15 protein-coding genes are annotated in these 17,744 nt (G+C 61.8%); 6 read left to right on the top strand and 9 right to left on the bottom strand.

Features of this window, described 5'->3' with window-relative positions; all coding sequences use genetic code 11:
- Positions 1-234: 234 nt before the first annotated feature.
- Complete coding sequence (locus tag AC07OJ_RS21855) at positions 235-2,238, top strand: hypothetical protein (RefSeq protein WP_495095178.1); 2,004 nt, start codon at positions 235-237, stop codon at positions 2,236-2,238.
- A 265-nt stretch (positions 2,239-2,503) separates the two neighbouring features.
- Here AC07OJ_RS21855 and AC07OJ_RS21850 read toward each other — a convergent pair whose 3' ends face one another.
- A complete protein-coding gene (locus AC07OJ_RS21850; RefSeq protein ID WP_495095177.1) occupies positions 2,504-2,674 on the bottom strand; it encodes a hypothetical protein in 171 nt (56 codons plus the stop codon).
- Positions 2,675-2,725: 51 nt separating this feature from the next.
- Here AC07OJ_RS21850 and AC07OJ_RS21845 point away from each other — a divergent pair, with 51 nt between their 5' ends.
- Positions 2,726-4,765, top strand: a complete 2,040-nt coding sequence (locus tag AC07OJ_RS21845; RefSeq protein WP_495095176.1) for an autotransporter outer membrane beta-barrel domain-containing protein — start codon at positions 2,726-2,728, stop codon at positions 4,763-4,765.
- Between the two features lie 52 nt (positions 4,766-4,817).
- Here the strand turns inward: AC07OJ_RS21845 and AC07OJ_RS21840 are convergent, their stop codons facing one another.
- From AC07OJ_RS21840 to AC07OJ_RS21820, 5 genes are all read right to left on the bottom strand, one after another.
- Complete coding sequence (locus AC07OJ_RS21840; RefSeq protein ID WP_065906551.1) at positions 4,818-5,417, bottom strand: LysE family translocator; 600 nt, start codon at positions 5,415-5,417, stop codon at positions 4,818-4,820.
- 54 nt (positions 5,418-5,471) lie between these two features.
- The gene (locus AC07OJ_RS21835) at positions 5,472-6,311 is read right to left on the bottom strand and encodes an AraC family transcriptional regulator (RefSeq protein ID WP_065906553.1); all 840 of its coding nucleotides are present in this window, start codon (positions 6,309-6,311) and stop codon (positions 5,472-5,474) included.
- Between the two features lie 72 nt (positions 6,312-6,383).
- Positions 6,384-7,025, bottom strand: a complete 642-nt coding sequence (locus tag AC07OJ_RS21830; RefSeq protein ID WP_065906555.1) for a DUF1345 domain-containing protein — start codon at positions 7,023-7,025, stop codon at positions 6,384-6,386.
- A gap of 536 nt (positions 7,026-7,561) precedes the next feature.
- Positions 7,562-10,651, bottom strand: coding sequence for a multidrug efflux RND transporter permease subunit (locus AC07OJ_RS21825; protein WP_495095175.1), 3,090 nt, complete (start codon positions 10,649-10,651; stop codon positions 7,562-7,564).
- Positions 10,652-10,663: 12 nt separating this feature from the next.
- The gene (locus AC07OJ_RS21820) at positions 10,664-11,821 is read right to left on the bottom strand and encodes an efflux RND transporter periplasmic adaptor subunit (RefSeq protein WP_065906558.1); all 1,158 of its coding nucleotides are present in this window, start codon (positions 11,819-11,821) and stop codon (positions 10,664-10,666) included.
- A gap of 289 nt (positions 11,822-12,110) precedes the next feature.
- Here AC07OJ_RS21820 and AC07OJ_RS21815 point away from each other — a divergent pair, with 289 nt between their 5' ends.
- Positions 12,111-12,812, top strand: a complete 702-nt coding sequence (locus tag AC07OJ_RS21815) for a response regulator (RefSeq protein ID WP_065906561.1) — start codon at positions 12,111-12,113, stop codon at positions 12,810-12,812.
- A 3-nt stretch (positions 12,813-12,815) separates the two neighbouring features.
- Positions 12,816-14,117 (top strand): ATP-binding protein, encoded by a 1,302-nt coding sequence (locus AC07OJ_RS21810; protein ID WP_106804139.1) that lies wholly within the window; start codon positions 12,816-12,818, stop codon positions 14,115-14,117.
- Here the strand turns inward: AC07OJ_RS21810 and AC07OJ_RS21805 are convergent, their stop codons facing one another.
- From AC07OJ_RS21805 to AC07OJ_RS21795, 3 genes are all read right to left on the bottom strand, one after another.
- Complete coding sequence (locus tag AC07OJ_RS21805; RefSeq protein WP_495095174.1) at positions 14,118-14,792, bottom strand: anti-sigma factor; 675 nt, start codon at positions 14,790-14,792, stop codon at positions 14,118-14,120.
- Complete coding sequence (locus tag AC07OJ_RS21800) at positions 14,789-15,319, bottom strand: sigma-70 family RNA polymerase sigma factor (protein WP_495095173.1); 531 nt, start codon at positions 15,317-15,319, stop codon at positions 14,789-14,791. The genes AC07OJ_RS21805 and AC07OJ_RS21800 overlap by 4 nt, the downstream gene beginning before the upstream one ends.
- 111 nt (positions 15,320-15,430) lie before the next feature.
- Positions 15,431-15,952 (bottom strand): DUF3455 domain-containing protein, encoded by a 522-nt coding sequence (locus AC07OJ_RS21795; protein ID WP_495095172.1) that lies wholly within the window; start codon positions 15,950-15,952, stop codon positions 15,431-15,433.
- Between the two features lie 137 nt (positions 15,953-16,089).
- Between AC07OJ_RS21795 and AC07OJ_RS21790 the strand changes: the two genes are divergently transcribed.
- Positions 16,090-16,860 carry a class I SAM-dependent methyltransferase gene (locus tag AC07OJ_RS21790; protein WP_065906579.1) on the top strand — a complete coding sequence of 257 codons (771 nt, stop codon included), beginning with the start codon at positions 16,090-16,092 and terminating at the stop codon, positions 16,858-16,860.
- Positions 16,861-16,951: 91 nt separating this feature from the next.
- Positions 16,952-17,737 (top strand): sulfite exporter TauE/SafE family protein, encoded by a 786-nt coding sequence (locus AC07OJ_RS21785; RefSeq protein ID WP_065906582.1) that lies wholly within the window; start codon positions 16,952-16,954, stop codon positions 17,735-17,737.
- Positions 17,738-17,744: the final 7 nt, after the last annotated feature.

The following is a 17,744-nucleotide window of genomic DNA, read 5'->3' as shown; positions in this document are numbered from 1 at the left end:
TTGGTCACTTAATCGAACGTCTACAGCGCGTGACAAAAAGTTTAGATAGTAGCGAAGCGATTCGTTGCTGACGCCTGCTCGCGATCAAAAAATATCGAATGTTGTCACGGTGTTCTTATCGTGGGTGTTCAAGGTATCAGGTGTTCGTCGTGTCGCACGCACTTAAAAGGCTCGCCTCCTCAACGTGGCGATTTCTCGATGATGGTGTGTTCTAACTCTGGTGAGTAATTAGACATGAAAAATGAACTCGGACCTTTCGCGACGCTAGAACAAGCAAAATCTGATCCTGTGCCCATTACGCACGATGCAGCGGTGCCCCGAGGCTATGTGGATAACGTCAGGTTTCCAGGATTATTGAGTCGGGCAGCGGTAGACGTTGATCTGGTGCTTGATGTTCCAGCCTGGTTTCCTCCGTCTTCCCCTGCCAACCAGTCCACCTTGGATAAACATCTTGATGATGCAGGGAATTTTCAAACCGGGTATATCGGTTCTGACGTGCATGATACGCCAGGCGCCAAGACGGCTACAGTTCCGTTGGCACGGCTGACGCACGGGAAACACAAGTTCAGTTATGCAGTGACGAGGGTTGTAGCCGGGGGGGTCAACAAGTCGGGCTCCGAGGTTGTGGAGTTCACCGTTGATCGCTTAGCGCCGTACGATACTGCCGGTATTTCACCGCGTCCCTTGTTCATGCCCGTTGGACATTCCGGACCTCTGGATGCCGCGTACTTTGCCGCGAATGGAGATGAGGCAAAGTTTCCGATTCCAAATTACGACGCTTACGATGCGCAACTGGGGGATACCTGGGAGCTGCTGGATGGCCCCAATGGGGCTGTCGTTGCATTCGGTGAGGTGTTTCCCGATGAGGAGGTGACGCTTACCTTGGCACAAGCCATGTTGTGGGAGGGTAGCACGTCACTTTATTACCGGTTGCGGGACGCTGCGGGTAACGTCAGTAAGGCCTCGCTTGGACTCCCTGTGAGTATCGCGATTCTGCCGGCCCCAGTATTGCGTTCGCCAGGCGTCAGATACGCACTCTCGTTAGTGGGATCGGGCGATCGTTTGATTAACCTGATTGATGTCGCTGCGGTTTCGGGCATGCACGTCATCATTCCGGATTATGTGGCGGACCGTGCGCGAGACCAATTGTACGTCAGGCTCACTACGCTGCATGACAATCAACAAGTTGGTCCTATTCCACTGCTTTCAAGCCCGCTGCCGTTAGACTTTTTCGTGAGTTTCCCGGTACTCAAGACATTGTACGGCACCAGTTTTGGGCCTATTGCAATGACCGTAAGTTACGGCGTCGAGCGCGGAGGCGTGTTCTACTGGTTGCCGACGGTGCGCGAAGTCACCATTGAGCTGGACCTCTCCAATGCCGGCCCCGTGAACCCCGATGAGCCTGAAGAGAATAACTCGAATCTTCCTGCCCCTGTACTGAGGGGGCCTGGATCGGGTTTGACAAATGAACTGGATCCTCGCGATGCACCCTTGGATGCCCCTGTCGAGATAACGTTATGGACGGAGGCGCCTCTGCCTTCAGACAGACCGTTCACGATTAATTTGTATTATGCGGGTGAAAAAGTCGATAGCGTTGCGGTCGACAACACTGATCTTCCTCCCACCGGCATAATTGATAGTCTGAGAGTGCCATGGCTCTTCATTGCCAAACATAGCAATGGCGAAGGAATACCGTTGCATTATGAAATTGTTACGACGGGCACCACCAATAGGAACGTTTCACTGGTGCAACCTATCACCGTCACTGCAAACGTCATCTCATTCAATCCACCTACTATAACCGGAGCCGTTGAATTCGGCGGTGTGACATTTATCGCCTGCAGCGCAGTGACCAATGCGGCGGTGAACGGTGGCTATGTAGAGATCAACGTTCCGCCACACTCGCTGTTTACCGAAGGAATGGTCGTCCCGGTATCGTGGCAGGCTTACAGCGATGACGCAGGTTTGATTCCCATCCCGGGGGCTTCGAATAGTTTCGCGCATACACCGCTTAATCCCAGCGAGGTGGTGATAGGTTTCAAATTGCGCATCCAGCCGGGTACGACCTATATCAAGCCGATCTACGATTTTACTGCGGACATTGGCTCAGTACGCATTAAGTATTCCGTGCCAATCCTGGGAACCACGCCTATCGACTCTGGCGAAGTTCATGCCTTGGTCAGGACCTATCTTTCCGGTTCGACGCCGACTTATTGCGATGGCTCCCCGTGGCCGTAGGGGTGTACAGCTTGAACAGGCGTCAACGTATACGGGTCAAGTAATCCTCGGCACTCAATAAGGGTTCGCGCCGTCAGTCGCTCCTTGGCGACTGGCGGCCGATAGCCGCCGCCATCCGCGCATACCAGATAAATCCTACATATTCATTCTCCCTCCTTCTTTAGTCTGCGGCCCCTCAAGGCCTGCTCCTACCTCGCTTGGTGCCGGTCGATTCGTTCCCCATGGGAAGGTTCTTTACGGGTATGCATGCAAAATGACGATCAGCTCACGTTTCAAAAAACATCCACTGGCCATGGCAATCCAGACGCCTGCCATTGGTTTCCTTTTGCTGGGTGCTTCGCTTGCCGAAGCGACCACGAATTTGATCGGCGGCGAGGAGGCCACTATCGGGCCGGGTCAATACCTCGATAGTTGGGTTATCAGAGACGACTCTCATCTGATCTCCAATGGCGCAACCCTGCTTCAGTCGCAGGTCTTCGGCTCACGTATGACCTTGAATGAAGGCACACTGGCTCAAGACATTCAAGCCAGCGGCGGGTCCACCATCACCCTGAATGGCGCTACGGTCGAAGCCCGCAGCTCTGCGGTGTTTGCCGTGCAGTTAATTGGCAGCGACGCGAATATCAACAACAGCACGATTAACAATGCCAGCGGCGTCGGTATCAGCGCGGGGCGTAACTTCCTGACGACTGACGGTTCGACCGTGAATGTGTTTGGCAGCACCGTCATGGGCACGACGGTGGGCGCCTCCGCTTCGGCATACAGCCAGTTCAACTTCATCAACTCGGACGTGACTGCAACAGCGGAAGACGGCATAGGTGTCTGGCTGGCGGGCGCGGATGCTACTGCAATCGGTAGCCGGATTGTCGGCGGCCAAAATGGCGTGATATTGGAGAAGGAATACTACGTAGAGAATCCAAGCAGCCTGATATTGGACGGTTCGAGTGTCGAAGGCCGAAATGGGGCTGCGTTGGTGGTTAAAGGTGACGAGCTTGGGGGTGGCCAGGCGGATATTCTCGTGCGCAACGGCTCCACGCTGACCGGTGGCAACGGTAACATCCTGGAAGTCACCGGCGGTTCCACCGCCAATATGAACGTCGACAACAGCGTGCTGTTCGGCGACGTAGTGGTCGAAGACGGCAGCAGCGCCAAAGTTCAACTCAACAATGGCTCCTGGCTGACCGGCCAGTTGAAGAACGTCGCCGAGTTGAGCGTCAACGATGCCTCCAATTGGGTATTGGTAGGCGACAGCAATGTCGACGCCTTGAAGATGGGCGGCGGCGCCGTGCACTTTGGTGGGCCGGATGAGTTCTACCAGTTGGACGTCAAGAGCCTGGAAGGCAACGGCACGTTCATCATGCACACCGACTTTGCCACCCACCAGACCGACTTCCTCAACGTGGAAGGCAAGGCCGAGGGGAATCACCGCCTGTTGCTGGACGCCACCGGTTCGGAACTGGCCAGCGGCAAGCCGATCAAGGTGGTGCATACCGAAGGCGGCGACGCACACTTTTCCCTGGTGGGCGACACCGTGGACATCGGCGCCTATGCCTATGGTCTGCAAAAGGACGGCAACGACTGGGAGCTCGACCCGAAGCGTCGCGGTACCAGCACCAGCGCCCACTCGGTACTGGCGTTGTTCAACAGTGCGCCAACCGTGTTGTACGGCGAGTCGTCCATCCTGCGCACCCGCATGGGTGAATTGCGCTTCAGCGATGGCAAGGACAATGGCCTGTGGATGCGCAGCTACGGCAACAAATATGAGGTGGCCGCCAACAAAAACGGTGCCGGTTATGCGCAAACCCAGAAGGGCTTCACGATTGGCGCCGACGCGCCGTTGTCCAGCGGTGATGGTCAGTGGCTGGCCGGTGTCATGGCCGGTCACAGCAGCTCGGACCTGAACCTCACCCGTGGCAGTAAAGGCGAGGTCAAGAGCTACTACCTGGGTGCCTACGCCACGTGGCTGGACGATGAGAGCGGTCTGTATTTCGACGGTGTCGCCAAGCTCAACCGCTTGCACAACGACGTGAACGTGATCATGAGCGACGGCAAGAAAGCCAAGGGCAGCTACGCGCAAAATGCCGTGGGGGCCTCGGCGGAATTGGGTCGCCATATCAAACTGGATAACGACTTCTTCATCGAGCCTTACGGCCAGTTGTCGGCAACCATCACCCAGGCGCAGAGCTATGAGCTGTCCAACGGCCTGCAGGCCAAGGGTGATCGCTCCAGCTCCGTGGTCGGCAAAGTGGGCGTGACCACCGGCAAGAACATCCAGCTGGACAGCGGCGGTGTGTTGCAGCCGTACCTGCGCACCGCGCTCGCCCATGAGTTCGACCAGAGCAACAAGGTGTTCGTCAACGATCAGAGCTTCAACAATGATCTGTCGGGCTCGCGAATCGAGCTGGCGGCAGGCTTGGCCATGTCGGTGTCCAAGAACGTCAAGCTGCATGCGGATATTGAAACCAGCAAAGGCAAGAAGATCGACCAGCCTTGGGGCGTCAACTTCGGTGTGCGTTACGATTTCTAAGGCGCACACACACTTGAACAGGGGAAGCTAGGGCTTCCCCTTTTTTGTGCCTTCAGATCAGTACGCCGAGCCAGGTCGAACCCAGCAGGAGCAAGGCCATGCACTGGTTGAAACGGCGCATGGCCTGCGCCGAGCGCAAGACCCGGCTGGAGCCTGCGCCCAGCATCGCCCAGGCGCCGAGACAGGGCAGGGAAATCAGGAAAAACACCAGCGACAGGATCAGCACCTGGTGCTGGCGGTCTGCGCCAGTGCCGGCGAACACACTGACCACCGCCAATGCCATCATCCAGGTCTTGGGGTTGATCAATTGCAGGCTGGCGGCGCCCGTCAAGCCCAGGCGTGTTTGCGCCGATTGCGGGTCGATCGCGGTTGTCGGTGCGCGGAAAATCTGCCAGGCCAGATAGCTTAGCCACGCCACACCAGCCCACTGCATCGCGCTTTGTACCCTGGGCAGTTGCACCAGCGACTGGCCCACGCCGGCCCCCACCAGCAGCACAATCCCCGCCGCGCCGGCGCACGCCCCGAGGATGATCGGCAAGGCGGCCTTGAAGCCATACCGCGCGCTGTTGCTTAGCACCAGGATATTGGTGGGGCCGGGGGTGATGGAGGCGACGAAGGCGAACAGCATGAACGGCAGCAACGTGGGCAACATGGTGGGTGACTCCGGTAAACCAATCGATGGAGTCGATCTTCGCCAGCGCGCACGTTACCTGTCTGGAAGATTTGAGCAGCGCTTGCGGTACGCGGCGGGCGTCAGGCCGTAGGCGCGCACGAACCAGCGACCGAGGTGGCTCTGGTCGGCAAAGCCCAGGGCGATTGCCACATCGGCCGGTTGCTCGCCCTTGGCCAGCCAGTGCCGGGCGCGCGCCAGGCGCAGTTGCACCAGATAGGCATGCGGCGGCAGGCCGAAGGCGCTCTTGAACGCGCGGGTCAGGCGGAAGCGGTCGACGCCGCAGGCCAGCGCCAGTTCATCCATGCCGACGTCGTGATGCAGGTGGGCGTGCAGGTATTCCCGCGCCTTGTGGGCCACCCGCGGCAGGCGTGGATCCTCGCGGTAACGGCTACGCCAGTGCAGTTGGGCCGTGAGGCGCTCGAGCAACTGGTCCATGGCCCGTTGCCGCACAATGCGCAACTCGCCACTGTGCAGGGTCTGGAAGGCCTGGCTGGTGGCAATGGCCAGGCGCGGGTCGCTGGTCAAGGTGTGGGCGAACCCCAGTTGGCTGTCGAGCGGCGCCTCTTCGAACACCGCACTCACTTCTCGCGCCAGCCACTGCGGGTCGAGGTAGAGCATGTGGTAGGTAAAGCCGTCCGGCGTGGGCGCATCGCCGTCATGCAACTCGCCGGGCTCGACCAGGAACACCTGGCCGGGCACGCTGTTGTGACGGGTGCGACGGCAGTTGAATTGCTGCACGCCTTGTTCAGTCACGCCGACCAGGTAGCTGTCGTGCCAATGGGGGTCGTAGGCATGCCCCTCGAAATGCGCGCGCAGGGTCTCGATGCCGGTGTCGGCGTCCTGGGACAGGTCGATCCAATTGCGTGCGGCCATAAGACACCGGAACGGAATGTGTAAGGGTATTAGCGCCCAGCGGCTCCAGGGCGTCTAGAAGGTTTGTGCAGCCTAGCCGAACAGTCCGGCGGCGATATTGATCGAGAAACCCAGGATCGCGGTGTTGAACAGGAATCCGATCAACGACTGGCCCAGCACCACCTTGCGCATGCCCCGGGTGGCAACGCCGACGTCGGAGGTTTGCACCGCCACGCCGATGGTGAAGGAAAAATACAGGAAGTCCCAATAGTTGGGGGTCAGCAAGCCTTCGGCAAAACGCAGCGCCGGCTCCTTGCCCTCCCAGGTGTAATAGAGGCGGGCGTAATGCACGCTGAAAATCACCCCGATCAGTAGCCACGAACCGATCACCGTCAGCCCGGTAAAGCCGTAGTGCAGCAGGCGCTCGGACGTGGCCAGGTCCTTGCTGCCGACCAGCTCGAACGTGATGGTGGCCAAACTCGCGATGGCCGCGATGCACACCATGAACAGCACCAGCCCGGCGTTTTCATCCTCGATCTCGGCGATGCGTTTCACATCCTGGGCCTTGGCGCGGATGGTCAGCCACAGCATCAGCACCAGGTAAGTCCAGACCCCGGCGTTCCAGCCGATGAGGATCTTGCTCACGAGAGTATCCGCCGGCGCCAGGATGCCCACGGCAAGGCCGAGCACGGCGGCGGAAGAGAGGCGAGGGTGGGTACGGGCTAGAAACGGCATGGCAGCTCACACATGGCTATTTGTGAGCACCTTAGCGCATTCTGAAGCGGCTGGCCCAATGGTGAGCTTGTGGAGAGCGAGGGGGTATGGGGGGAGCATGGGTTCATGGGGTGAAGATGGCTTCATGGGGTGAGCATGACTTCATAAGGTGAAGATGGCTCCAGGAGGTGGACTGGCTTCATATGGTGAGCTGGTGCCATGGGGTGAGCATGGCTCCATGGGGTAAAGATGGCTTCATGTGGTGAACGGGTGTCATGTGGTGAGCATGGCTTCATGTGTTAAAGATGGCTTAATGTGGTGAGCAGGCTTCATGTGGCGAGCGGGCTTGCCCCGCGTTGGGCTGCGAAGCAGCCCCAAAACCATCCACCCCGGAATATCTGGAAAACCGCGGTGAGACTATTGGGGCTGCTTCGCAGCCCAACGCGGGGCAAGCCCGCTCACCACATCAAGCCCGCTCACCACAACAAGCTCACTGGCCACAACAAGCCCACCAGCCAAAAAAATCTCAGCATTCCTCACAAGAAGCACCGCCCGCATCAGCCCTTCTTGCGCACCAGCTTCATCACCACCACAAAAAACACCGGCACAAACACCACCGCCAACGTCGCGGTAATCATCCCGCCGATCACCCCGGTACCAATCGCCTGCTGGCTCGCCGAGCTGGCACCGGTGGCAATCGCCAGCGGCACCACGCCGAGGATGAACGCCAGCGAGGTCATGATGATCGGTCGCAACCTCAGCCGCGCGGCCTTGAGGGTCGCATCGATCAGGTCTTCGCCCTGGTCATACAGGTCCTTGGCAAATTCGATGATCAGGATCGCGTTCTTCGCCGACAGCCCGATGATGGTGATCAAGCCGACCTTGAAGAACACATCGTTGGGCATGCCACGCAAGGTCACGGCCAGCACTGCGCCGAGGACGCCCAACGGCACTACCAGCAGCACGGAAGTGGGGATCGACCAGCTTTCATACAGCGCCGCCAGGCACAGGAACACGATCAGCAGCGACAACCCCAACAGCAAGGGTGCCTGCGAGCCGGACAAGCGTTCCTGCAACGACAACCCGATCCATTCCTGGCCAAGGCCCGCCGGCAACTGGCTGACCAGGCGCTGGATTTCTTCCATCGCTTCGCCGGTGCTGTGGCCCGGCGCGGCTTCACCACTGATGGCAATCGCCGGATAACCGTTGTAGCGGGTCAGCTGCGCCGGGCCCTGGGTCCACTTGGCTTCGACAAACGCCGACAGCGGCACCATCTTTCCAGCGTTGTTGCGCACGTGGATCTTCATCAAGTCGGCGACCTGGCTGCGCTGGTCACCTTCGGCCTGCACCACCACCCGCTGCATGCGGCCCTGGTTGGGGAAGTCGTTGACATACGCCGAGCCGATGGCCGAGGACAGCACGTTGCCGACATCGGCAAACGACACGCCCAGCGCATTGGCCTGCTTGCGGTCGACTTCCAGCTGCACCTGCGGCGCCTCGGCCAGGGCGCTTTCGCGCACGTTGGCGAGGATCGGGCTTTTTTCCGCGGCCGCCAGCAGTTCGGTACGGGCCTGCATCAATGCGGCGTGGCCGACGCCCCCACGGTCCTGCAGACGGAATTCGAATCCGCTGGAGGTGCCCAGCCCATCCACCGGCGGCGGCAGGATCGCATAGGCGATCGCATCCTTGAGCTCGCTGAACGTCGCGTTGGCGCGGTCGGCAATCGAGGCGGCGGAGTCATCGCTGCCACGCTGCGACCAGTCCTTGAGCGTGGTAAACGCCAGCGCCGCGTTCTGCCCCGAGCCGGAGAAGCTGAAGCCCATGATCATGGTGGTATCGCCCACCCCTGGCTCGCTGGCGTTGTGCGCTTCAATCTGCTCGGCGACCTGCACCGTGCGGTTCTTGCTCGCACCCGGCGGCAGCTGGATATCGGTGATGGTGTAGCCCTGGTCTTCGACGGGCAGGAACGAGGAGGGCAGGCGGCTGAACATCAGCCCCAGGCCCACCAGCAACACCAGGTAGACCAGCAGGTAGCGGCCGCTGCGCTTGAGCGCATAAGCCACCCAGCCTTCGTAGCGATCGGTGAGTTGCTCGAAACGTTTATTGAACCAGCCGAAGAACCCCCCCTTGGCATGGTGCTCGCCCTTGGCGATCGGCTTGAGCAGGGTGGCGCACAGCGCCGGGGTCAAGGTCAGGGCCAGGAACGCCGAGAACAGGATCGAGGTGGCCATCGACAGCGAGAACTGCTGGTAGATCACCCCCACCGAACCGGCCATGAACGCCATCGGCAGGAACACCGCCACCAGCACCAGGGTAATCCCGACGATAGCGCCCGTGATCTGGCCCATGGCTTTCTTCGTCGCCTCCTTGGGCGACAGGCCCTCGGTGACCATGATCCGCTCGACGTTCTCCACCACCACAATGGCGTCATCCACCAGGATACCGATGGCCAGCACCATGCCGAACATGGTCAGCACGTTGATCGAGAACCCCAGCAGCAGCATGGTCGCGAAGGTGCCCATCAGCGCGATCGGCACCACCAGCGTCGGGATCAGCGTATAGCGCACGTTCTGCAGGAACAGGAACATCACCGCAAACACCAGCGCCATGGCTTCGAGCAGCGTGTAGACCACCTTGGTGATCGAGACCTTGACGAACGGCGAGGTGTCGTACGGAATCTTGTATTCGACATTGGCCGGGAAGTAGCGCGACAGCTCGTCCATCTTCGCCCGCACCAGGGTCGCCGTGTTCAACGCGTTGGCGCCCGGCGCCAGTTGCACGCTGACGGCGGTGGACGGCTTGCCGTTCAGACGGGTGGAAAACTGGTACTCCTGGCTGCCGATTTCCACCCGCGCCACATCGCCGATGCGCACGGTGGAGCCGTCCGGGTTGGCCTTGAGCACGATGTCGGCGAATTCCGCCGGCGTCGACAGCTGGCCCTTGACCAGGATCGCGGCGGTGATTTCCTGGGTCCTGGTGCCCGGCAAGTCGCCGATGCTGCCGGCGGAAACCTGGGCGTTCTGCGCGCTGATCGCGGCATTCACGTCCGCCGGGGTCAGGTTGAAGCCGATCAGCTTCTGCGGGTCGATCCAGATGCGCATGGCGCGCTCGGCGCCATACAACTGCGCCTTGCCGACCCCGTCGAGGCGCTTGAGCTCGTTCATCACGTTGCGCGCAAGGTAATCGCTGAGCGCTACGTCATCGAGCTTGCCGTCGCTGGAGGTGAGGGTCACCAGCAGCAGGAAACCGGCGGACACTTTCTCCACCTGCAAACCCTGCTGCGTCACCGCTTGCGGCAGGCGCGGCTCGACCGCCTTGAGACGGTTTTGCACATCCACCTGGGCCATTTCCGGATCGGTGCCCGGCTGGAACGTCGCGGTGATGGTGGCCGAACCGAGGCTGCTCTGGGATTCGAAATACAACAGGTGGTCGGCGCCATTGAGCTCCTGCTCGATCAGGCTGACCACGCTTTCGTCCAGGGTCTGGGCCGAGGCGCCGGGATACACCGCGTAGATCTCGACTTTGGGCGGCGCGACGTTGGGGTACTGCGCCACCGGCAACTGCGGGATCGCCAGCAAGCCGGCGAGCAGGATAAACAGGGCGACCACCCAGGCGAAGATCGGGCGATCAATAAAGAACTGCGGCATTCTCAATAATCCTTATTGGCCGGGTGCCTGGGCGAGCGGCACGGGGCTGTCATCCACCTGGACTTTTTCACCGGGGCGCGCGTGTTGCAGGCCCTCGACGACGATGCGGTCACCGGGCTTGAGGCCGCTGCTGACGATCCAGCGGTCCTCGACCACCGCACCCAGTTCCACCGGTTGCTGGCTCACGGTTTGCTCGGCGTCCAGCAGCAGCACCATGGGGATACCGGCGCTGTCGCGGACGATGGCGCGTTGCGGCACGCTGATGCCTTGTTTATCGACGGCCTGCTCCAGGCGCACACGCACAAAGCTGCCAGGGAGCAAATCGAGGTCCGGGTTGGGGAATTCGCTGCGCAGGATGATCTGCCCGGTGCCGGGGTCGACGCTGATTTCGGCGAACAGCAATTTGCCCGGCAGTGGGTAGAGGCTGCCATCGTCCTGGATCAGCGTGGCCTTGGCCTGGTCCTGGCCGACCTGCTTCAGGCTGCCGGCGCGGAAGGCGCGGCGCAGGTCGTTCAGTTCGCGGGTGGATTGGGTCAGGTCGGCGTGGATCGGGTCCAGTTGCTGGATGATCGCCAGGGGCGTGGCCTCGTTCTGGCCGACCAGTGCGCCTTCGGTGACCAGCGCCCGGCCGATGCGCCCGGAAATCGGCGCCGTCACGGTGGCGTAGCCCAGGTTCAGCTTGGCGCGCTCGACGGCCGCCTTGTTGGCGGCGACTTCGGCGTTGGTCTGGCGCACGGCGGCGCGGGCGTTGTCGTAGTCCTGGCCGCTGATTGCGTTGCCTTCGACCAGCTGGCTGTAGCGCTGCTCCTGCAGGCGCGCCTGGAACGCATTGGCCTCGGCCTTGCTCAGGTTGGCCTGGGCGCTGTCGAGGTCAGCCTTGAACGGCGCCGGGTCAATGCGAAACAGCACGTCGCCCTGCTTGACGTCGTGACCTTCCTTGAACACCCGCTGCATCACCACACCGGCTACCCGCGCGCGCACTTCGGCGATGCGCGGCGCGGCGATGCGCCCGCTCAGCTCGCTGCTGATGGACAGGGGCTTGGCCTGCAGGGTTTCAATGCGGACTTTGGCCAGCGGCATTTCCGGCGCTTGCGTGGCCGACTTGTCGCAGGCACTCAGTGCCAGCGTCAGGGCCAGCAGGCAAAACGGCGCAAACAGATTCTTTGACATGCTCTTATCCCAATATTGACTGGCGCATCCTAAGGTCACCTGCGCCGTGGTGCTGTGAAGCTGTGTAGGTGGTCTGTGAAGAAATGTAAGGTGCGACCCATAGTCGGCAGAGGGCGTATATCCTTGCACAATCCTGCAAGCACTGGAGATCCCATGTGGGAGGGGGCTTGCCCCCGATCGCGGTGTATCAGTCGAAACAGCCTTCACTGACCCACCGCTGTCGGCGGCAAGCCCCCTCCCACATGGGATTTGTGTACGACCAATAACTGTATTTTCTGGAAACACCTTTATGCCCAACATCCTCCTGGTGGAAGACGACGCCGCACTCTCCGAGCTGATTGCCAGCTACCTGGAGCGCAATGGCTACCACGTCAGCGTGCTCAGCCGTGGCGACCACGTGCGTGAGCGCGCGCGGCTCAACCCGCCGGACCTGGTGATCCTCGACCTGATGCTGCCGGGCCTCGACGGCCTGCAAGTCTGCCGCCTGTTGCGCGCCGACTCGGCGGGCTTGCCGATTCTGATGCTCACCGCCCGCGATGACAGCCACGACCAGGTGCTTGGCCTGGAAATGGGTGCCGACGACTATGTGACCAAACCCTGCGAGCCACGCGTGCTGCTGGCACGGGTGCGCACCTTGCTGCGGCGCAGCAGTTTGTCCGAACCGCAGGTGGCCAATGACCAGATCCTCATGGGCAACCTGTGCATCGACCTGTCGGAGCGCACCGTGACCTGGCGCGAGCAGGCGGTGGAGTTGTCCAGCGGCGAGTACAACCTGCTGGTGGTGCTGGCCCGGCATGCCGGCGAGGTGCTCAGCCGCGACCAGATCCTGCAACGCCTGCGCGGTATCGAGTTCAACGGCACCGACCGTTCGGTGGACGTGGCCATTTCCAAGCTGCGCCGCAAGTTCGACGACCACGCCGGCGAGGCGCGCAAGATCAAGACGGTGTGGGGCAAGGGCTACCTGTTCAGTCGTTCCGAGTGGGAATGCTGATCCATGTTTCGCGTACTGCTGCGCCTCTCCCTGATCATCATCATCACCTACAGCGCGGCAATCTTCTTGATTCCCAAGCTGGTGATCCAACTGTTCGAGCATCGCTACCTCGACTACAACGTCGAGCAGTCGCGGGGCATGCAAAAGCTCATTGTCAAGCAGTACCTGCGCGCACCGGTGGAGCGCTGGTCGCAGGTCACCGAACAACTGGACCGCGACTTCGCGCCGCTGAAAGTGCAGTTGCTGCTGCGTCAGGACGCGCGCTACACCCCGGCGGAGGCCTTGCAGTTGGCGCAGGGCAAGCCGGTGATCCGCCTCGGGGAGTGGGGTTGGATGGAGGAGGTCAGCTCACCGATCAACGACCAGTTCGTGGTCAAGCTGACCATCCCTCCCGATTCGCTGGACATGAACCTGCTGTACTGGTCGATGAATGTGTTGATCGGCATCGCGCTGCTGGCGTGCCTGCTGGTCTGGCTGCGCCCGCACTGGCGTGACCTGGAGCGCCTGAAAAGCACGGCCACCCAACTCGGTCGCGGCAACCTGAGCGCGCGCACGGGGATTGCCCCCAGCTCCAACATCGGCAGCCTGGCCTCGGTCTTCGACACCATGGCCGGCGACATCGAGCACCTGCTCAACCAGCAGCGCGACCTGCTCAACGCCGTCTCCCACGAATTGCGCACACCGCTGACGCGCCTGGACTTCGGCCTCGCCCTGGCGCTCTCCGAAGACCTGCCCGAAGCCAGCCGCGAGCGCCTGCAAAGCCTGGTGGCGCATATTCGCGAGCTGGATGAACTGGTGCTGGAATTGCTGTCCTACAGCCGCCTGCAAAACCCGGCGCAATTGCCCGAACGCGTCGAGGTGGTGCTCGACGAATTTATCGACAGCGTGCTGGGCAGTGTCGATGACGAGTTGGAAAACCCCGAAATCGTTATTGATGTGGCACTCGATTGCGCCGTGGAGCGCTTCAGCCTCGACCCGCGCCTCACCGCCCGGGCCTTGCAGAACCTGCTGCGCAACGCCACGCGTTACTGCGAAAAACGCATCCAGGTCGGGGTCAAGGTCTGCCCGAAGGGCTGTGAGATCTGGGTTGACGACGATGGCATCGGCATTCCGTTGGACCAGCGCGAACGCATCTTCGAACCGTTCTACCGCCTCGACCGCAGCCGCGACCGCGCCACCGGTGGTTTCGGCCTGGGCCTGGCGATCAGCCGGCGCGCCCTCGAAGCCCAAGGCGGCACGTTAACCGCGCAGGCCTCGCCACTGGGCGGAGCACGGTTTCGCGTGTGGCTGCCCTGCGTCGCCTGATCAGAGCACTTTGACCGCGCGGCCGATTGCCTGGATCGGCCCCGTGGGTTTGCCGGTGGGTGAGCCGCTCGGGGCCTCGAGGGTCAGCTCGAACAGCTGGTTTGGCGTCAGCGGCGGCAGCTTGTCCAGCGGCACCGAGAGGGTCTGTCCCGGCTTGACCAGGCCCAGGGACACCGGCCCTTGCCAGCCGTCGCCCTTGGTCCAGAACTGCAGGGCCTTGTCGGCCGGTACTTCCATCACCCCCAATGGAATCAACTGAATCTGCTGATTGTGGCTGGCCTGGATCACCCAGCCCGGCGCCTGGCTCTGTGGCGCCACCAGCACCACCACGAAGCTCGGCGCGGCGCCGGGTGGACGGGTCAGCAGCAACGCAGACAGCACCAGGCTCGCCAGCAGGCCGGCACCGGCAAGGCCGCGCCACACGGCCAGCAGGTTCCACCACGGCACGCCGCTGGCGGCGGGTGCGAGGGTGCGCTCGATGCGCCGCCACAGGTGAGGCGAGGGCGGCACCGGTGCTGCCAGGGCTGTCAGGGGTAATAGCCGTTGCTCCCAGGCATCCACCGCGGCCCGCAGTTCGGCATCGTGCGGCAGGCGGCGTTCCACCTCGGTACGCTGCTCGATGGGCAGGGTGCCGAGCACGTATTCGCTGGCCAGTTCGTCGAGTGTTTCGTTCATGCCATGCACTCCCGCAACGCGGTGAGGCTACGTTTGATCCAGGCTTTGACAGTGCCCAATGGGGTGCCCAGTTTTTGCGCGATTTCGCTGTGGGAATAACCGTCGACATAGGCATGCAGGATGCAGGTGCGACGGGCCGGGTCGAGTTGCTCCAGGCAGGTGTGCATCTGCCCAGAGCGCGCGGGAAATTCAAAGGTCTCGGTGTCGGCGGCGAGCTGTTCGTGTTCCTCGCCCAGCGCTACCTCGCGATGCTGGTTGCGCACGTGGTTGAGCGCCAGGTGGCGGGTCACGCTGAATACCCAGCCGCGTGCCGAGCCGCGCACGGGGTCGAAACTGCCGGCGCCGCGCCAGATCCTGATAAACGCGTCGTGCACGATGTCTTCGGCCAGGGCCTTGTCCCGCACGATGCGCAATGCGACGCCGAGCAAACGGCTGCTGTCCTGCTCATACAACTGGCGCAGGGCGCGTTGGTCGCCCCGGGCACAGGCCGAGAGGCAGGCTGGGTAATCAAAGAGGGTCTCAGGCAAAACGTTGTATTCCTGGCACTGAATTAACCATCGCCACGGCCCCTGTGTGGCGAGCAAGCTTGCTCGCCACGACACGCGGGCGCCCACAGGGGGCAGCGTAGCTGACTTTGCTCAGCTGGCGGACCAGAAAATGTAATCGGCCTGGTAGCTCACTACCGCCTGCTCACCCTTGTTGGCGGCGCTGCACGCGGTACTCGGGGCAACGCCCCCTTTGAGCGCGACCCGCTGGATGTAGCTCACGCCGCTCATCGCGCCCTTGCCTTCGGCCGGGTTGGCCTTGACCAGTTGATAGGGCAGGTTGCCAGCACCCGACGGCGCCACGGCGAGCTGGGTGCCGGTGATTTTCGAACCGTCCTTGGCCTGCCAGGTGGCCGGTGGGCCGAAATAGGTGCCGACGGGCTTGCCGCTGCGATCATTGAGCACGGCCTTGGGGCCGACGAAGGTCCACTCGGTCTGGCCGGCGGCATTGGGCTTGTCGCGGCACTCGTAGGTGATTTCGCCAACGCCAGTGGTTTCCAGCGCGACCTTGTGGCCCGCCGGCACTTTGATGCTGTCGGGCACGCCGGTCTGGGCAAAAGCGGCGGGGGCGGCGATCAACAAACCGGTGAGGCAGAGCAGTGTTTTAGCGTTCATCGGTGCTTCTCCATTCAGTCAAACAGCGGGGGTACTGGAAGGACTACCCATGACGCGCACGATTGGATGCAGCGATTAGAAAATAAAGTCATGAAGGCGCACACTGTGTCCCCGCTTTATCCGAGGAGAGATTGGCAATGACTGGTGTCCACGCGTCTGCTCAACAAGGTTTCTCCACCCAGGCTGTCACCTACGCCCAGGGCCGGCCGGATTATCCACGGCAACTGACCGGCTGGCTCACGGAGGCGCTCGGCGTTGACGCGCAGTCAACTGTCATCGACCTGGGCGCCGGCACCGGCAAATTCACGCGTTTGCTCAGCACCCTGGCGCCGACCCTGATCGCCGTCGAACCGGTGCAGGCGATGGGCGCGCAGTTGAGCAAGCTGTTGCCGGACGTGCGCCTGGTCGACGGTACCGCCGACTCCATGCCCCTGGCCGCCGCCAGTGCCGACGCGGTGGTCTGCGCCCAGGCGTTCCACTGGTTCTCGACCCAGGCTGCGCTGCAGGAGATCCACCGTGTACTCAAACCCGCGGGCCGGCTGGGACTGGTGTGGAATGTGCGCGATGAGTCGGTGGCCTGGGTCGCGGCGATCACCGCGATCATCACGCCTTACGAGGGCGATACGCCGCGCTTTCATACCGGGCGCTGGCGCGAAGCCTTTACCGGCGAGCTTTTTTCCGCGCCTGAACTTAGCTGTTTCCCGTATAGCCATGTCGGCAGCCCTCAAGAGGTGATCATGGATCGCTTCCTCTCGGTGAGCTTTATCGCTGCGCTGCCAGACGCGGAAAAGGCCAAGGTGACCGCGCAGTTGCAGGACTTGATCGACACCCATCCGGACCTGCGCGGGCGCGACACCGTGGCCTTCCCGTACCAGACTCAGGCGTACGTCTGTCGTCGATTGAGCTAAAAGGCATAAAGTCAGATCATATTGATATAAGTCGTTATAAGAAAAATCGCTATCCTGCGGCCAGAAATTTATAAGGCCGCGGGAAGTTGTAATGGATGTGGGTAATGTTGGTTTTGTAGTCGCGGGCCTGATCGTTGGTTTTATCGTGGGCATGACCGGCGTGGGCGGGGGCTCGTTGATGACGCCGATCCTGTTGTGGTTCGGCATCAATCCGGCCACGGCGGTCGGCACTGACTTGTTGTACGCCGCGATCACCAAGTCCGGTGGCGTGCTGGTACACAGCAAGAACAAGAACATCGACTGGACCATCACCGGCTGGCTGACCCTGGGCAGCGTGCCTGCCGTGTTGCTGACCCTGTGGTTCCTCGCCAGCCTGCACACTGACCCCAGCGCCATGAACGCGGTGATCAAGCAGGCCCTCGGCGTGGTGCTGCTGCTGACGGCCCTGGCGATCCTGTTCAAGAAAAGCCTGCTGGCCTTCGCCCAGCGCCATGCCGGCGATGGCTACCACATGAACCCGCGCAACCTGAATGCGTTGACGGTGGTGACCGGTGCCGTGCTGGGCACCATGGTCGCGCTGACCTCCATCGGCGCCGGCGCACTGGGCACCGTCGCGTTGTTTATCCTTTATCCGTTCCTGGCCACCCGCCGCCTGGTGGGCACCGAGATCGCCCACGCCGTGCCCCTGACCCTGGTGGCGGGCCTGGGCCACGCCGGCATGGGCAATATGGACTGGCACCTGCTGGGCTTTTTGCTGATGGGCTCGCTGCCGGGCATTTACCTGGGCAGCCACATGACCGGCAAAGTCCCGGACGGCGTATTGCGCCCATGCCTGGCAATCATGTTGATGACCATCGGCTACAAACTGGCCTTTTAAGACATAA

The organism is Pseudomonas sp. GW821-FHT09C08, assembly GCF_059418125.1.
This window is presented reverse-complemented; position numbering and strand designations above follow the sequence as displayed.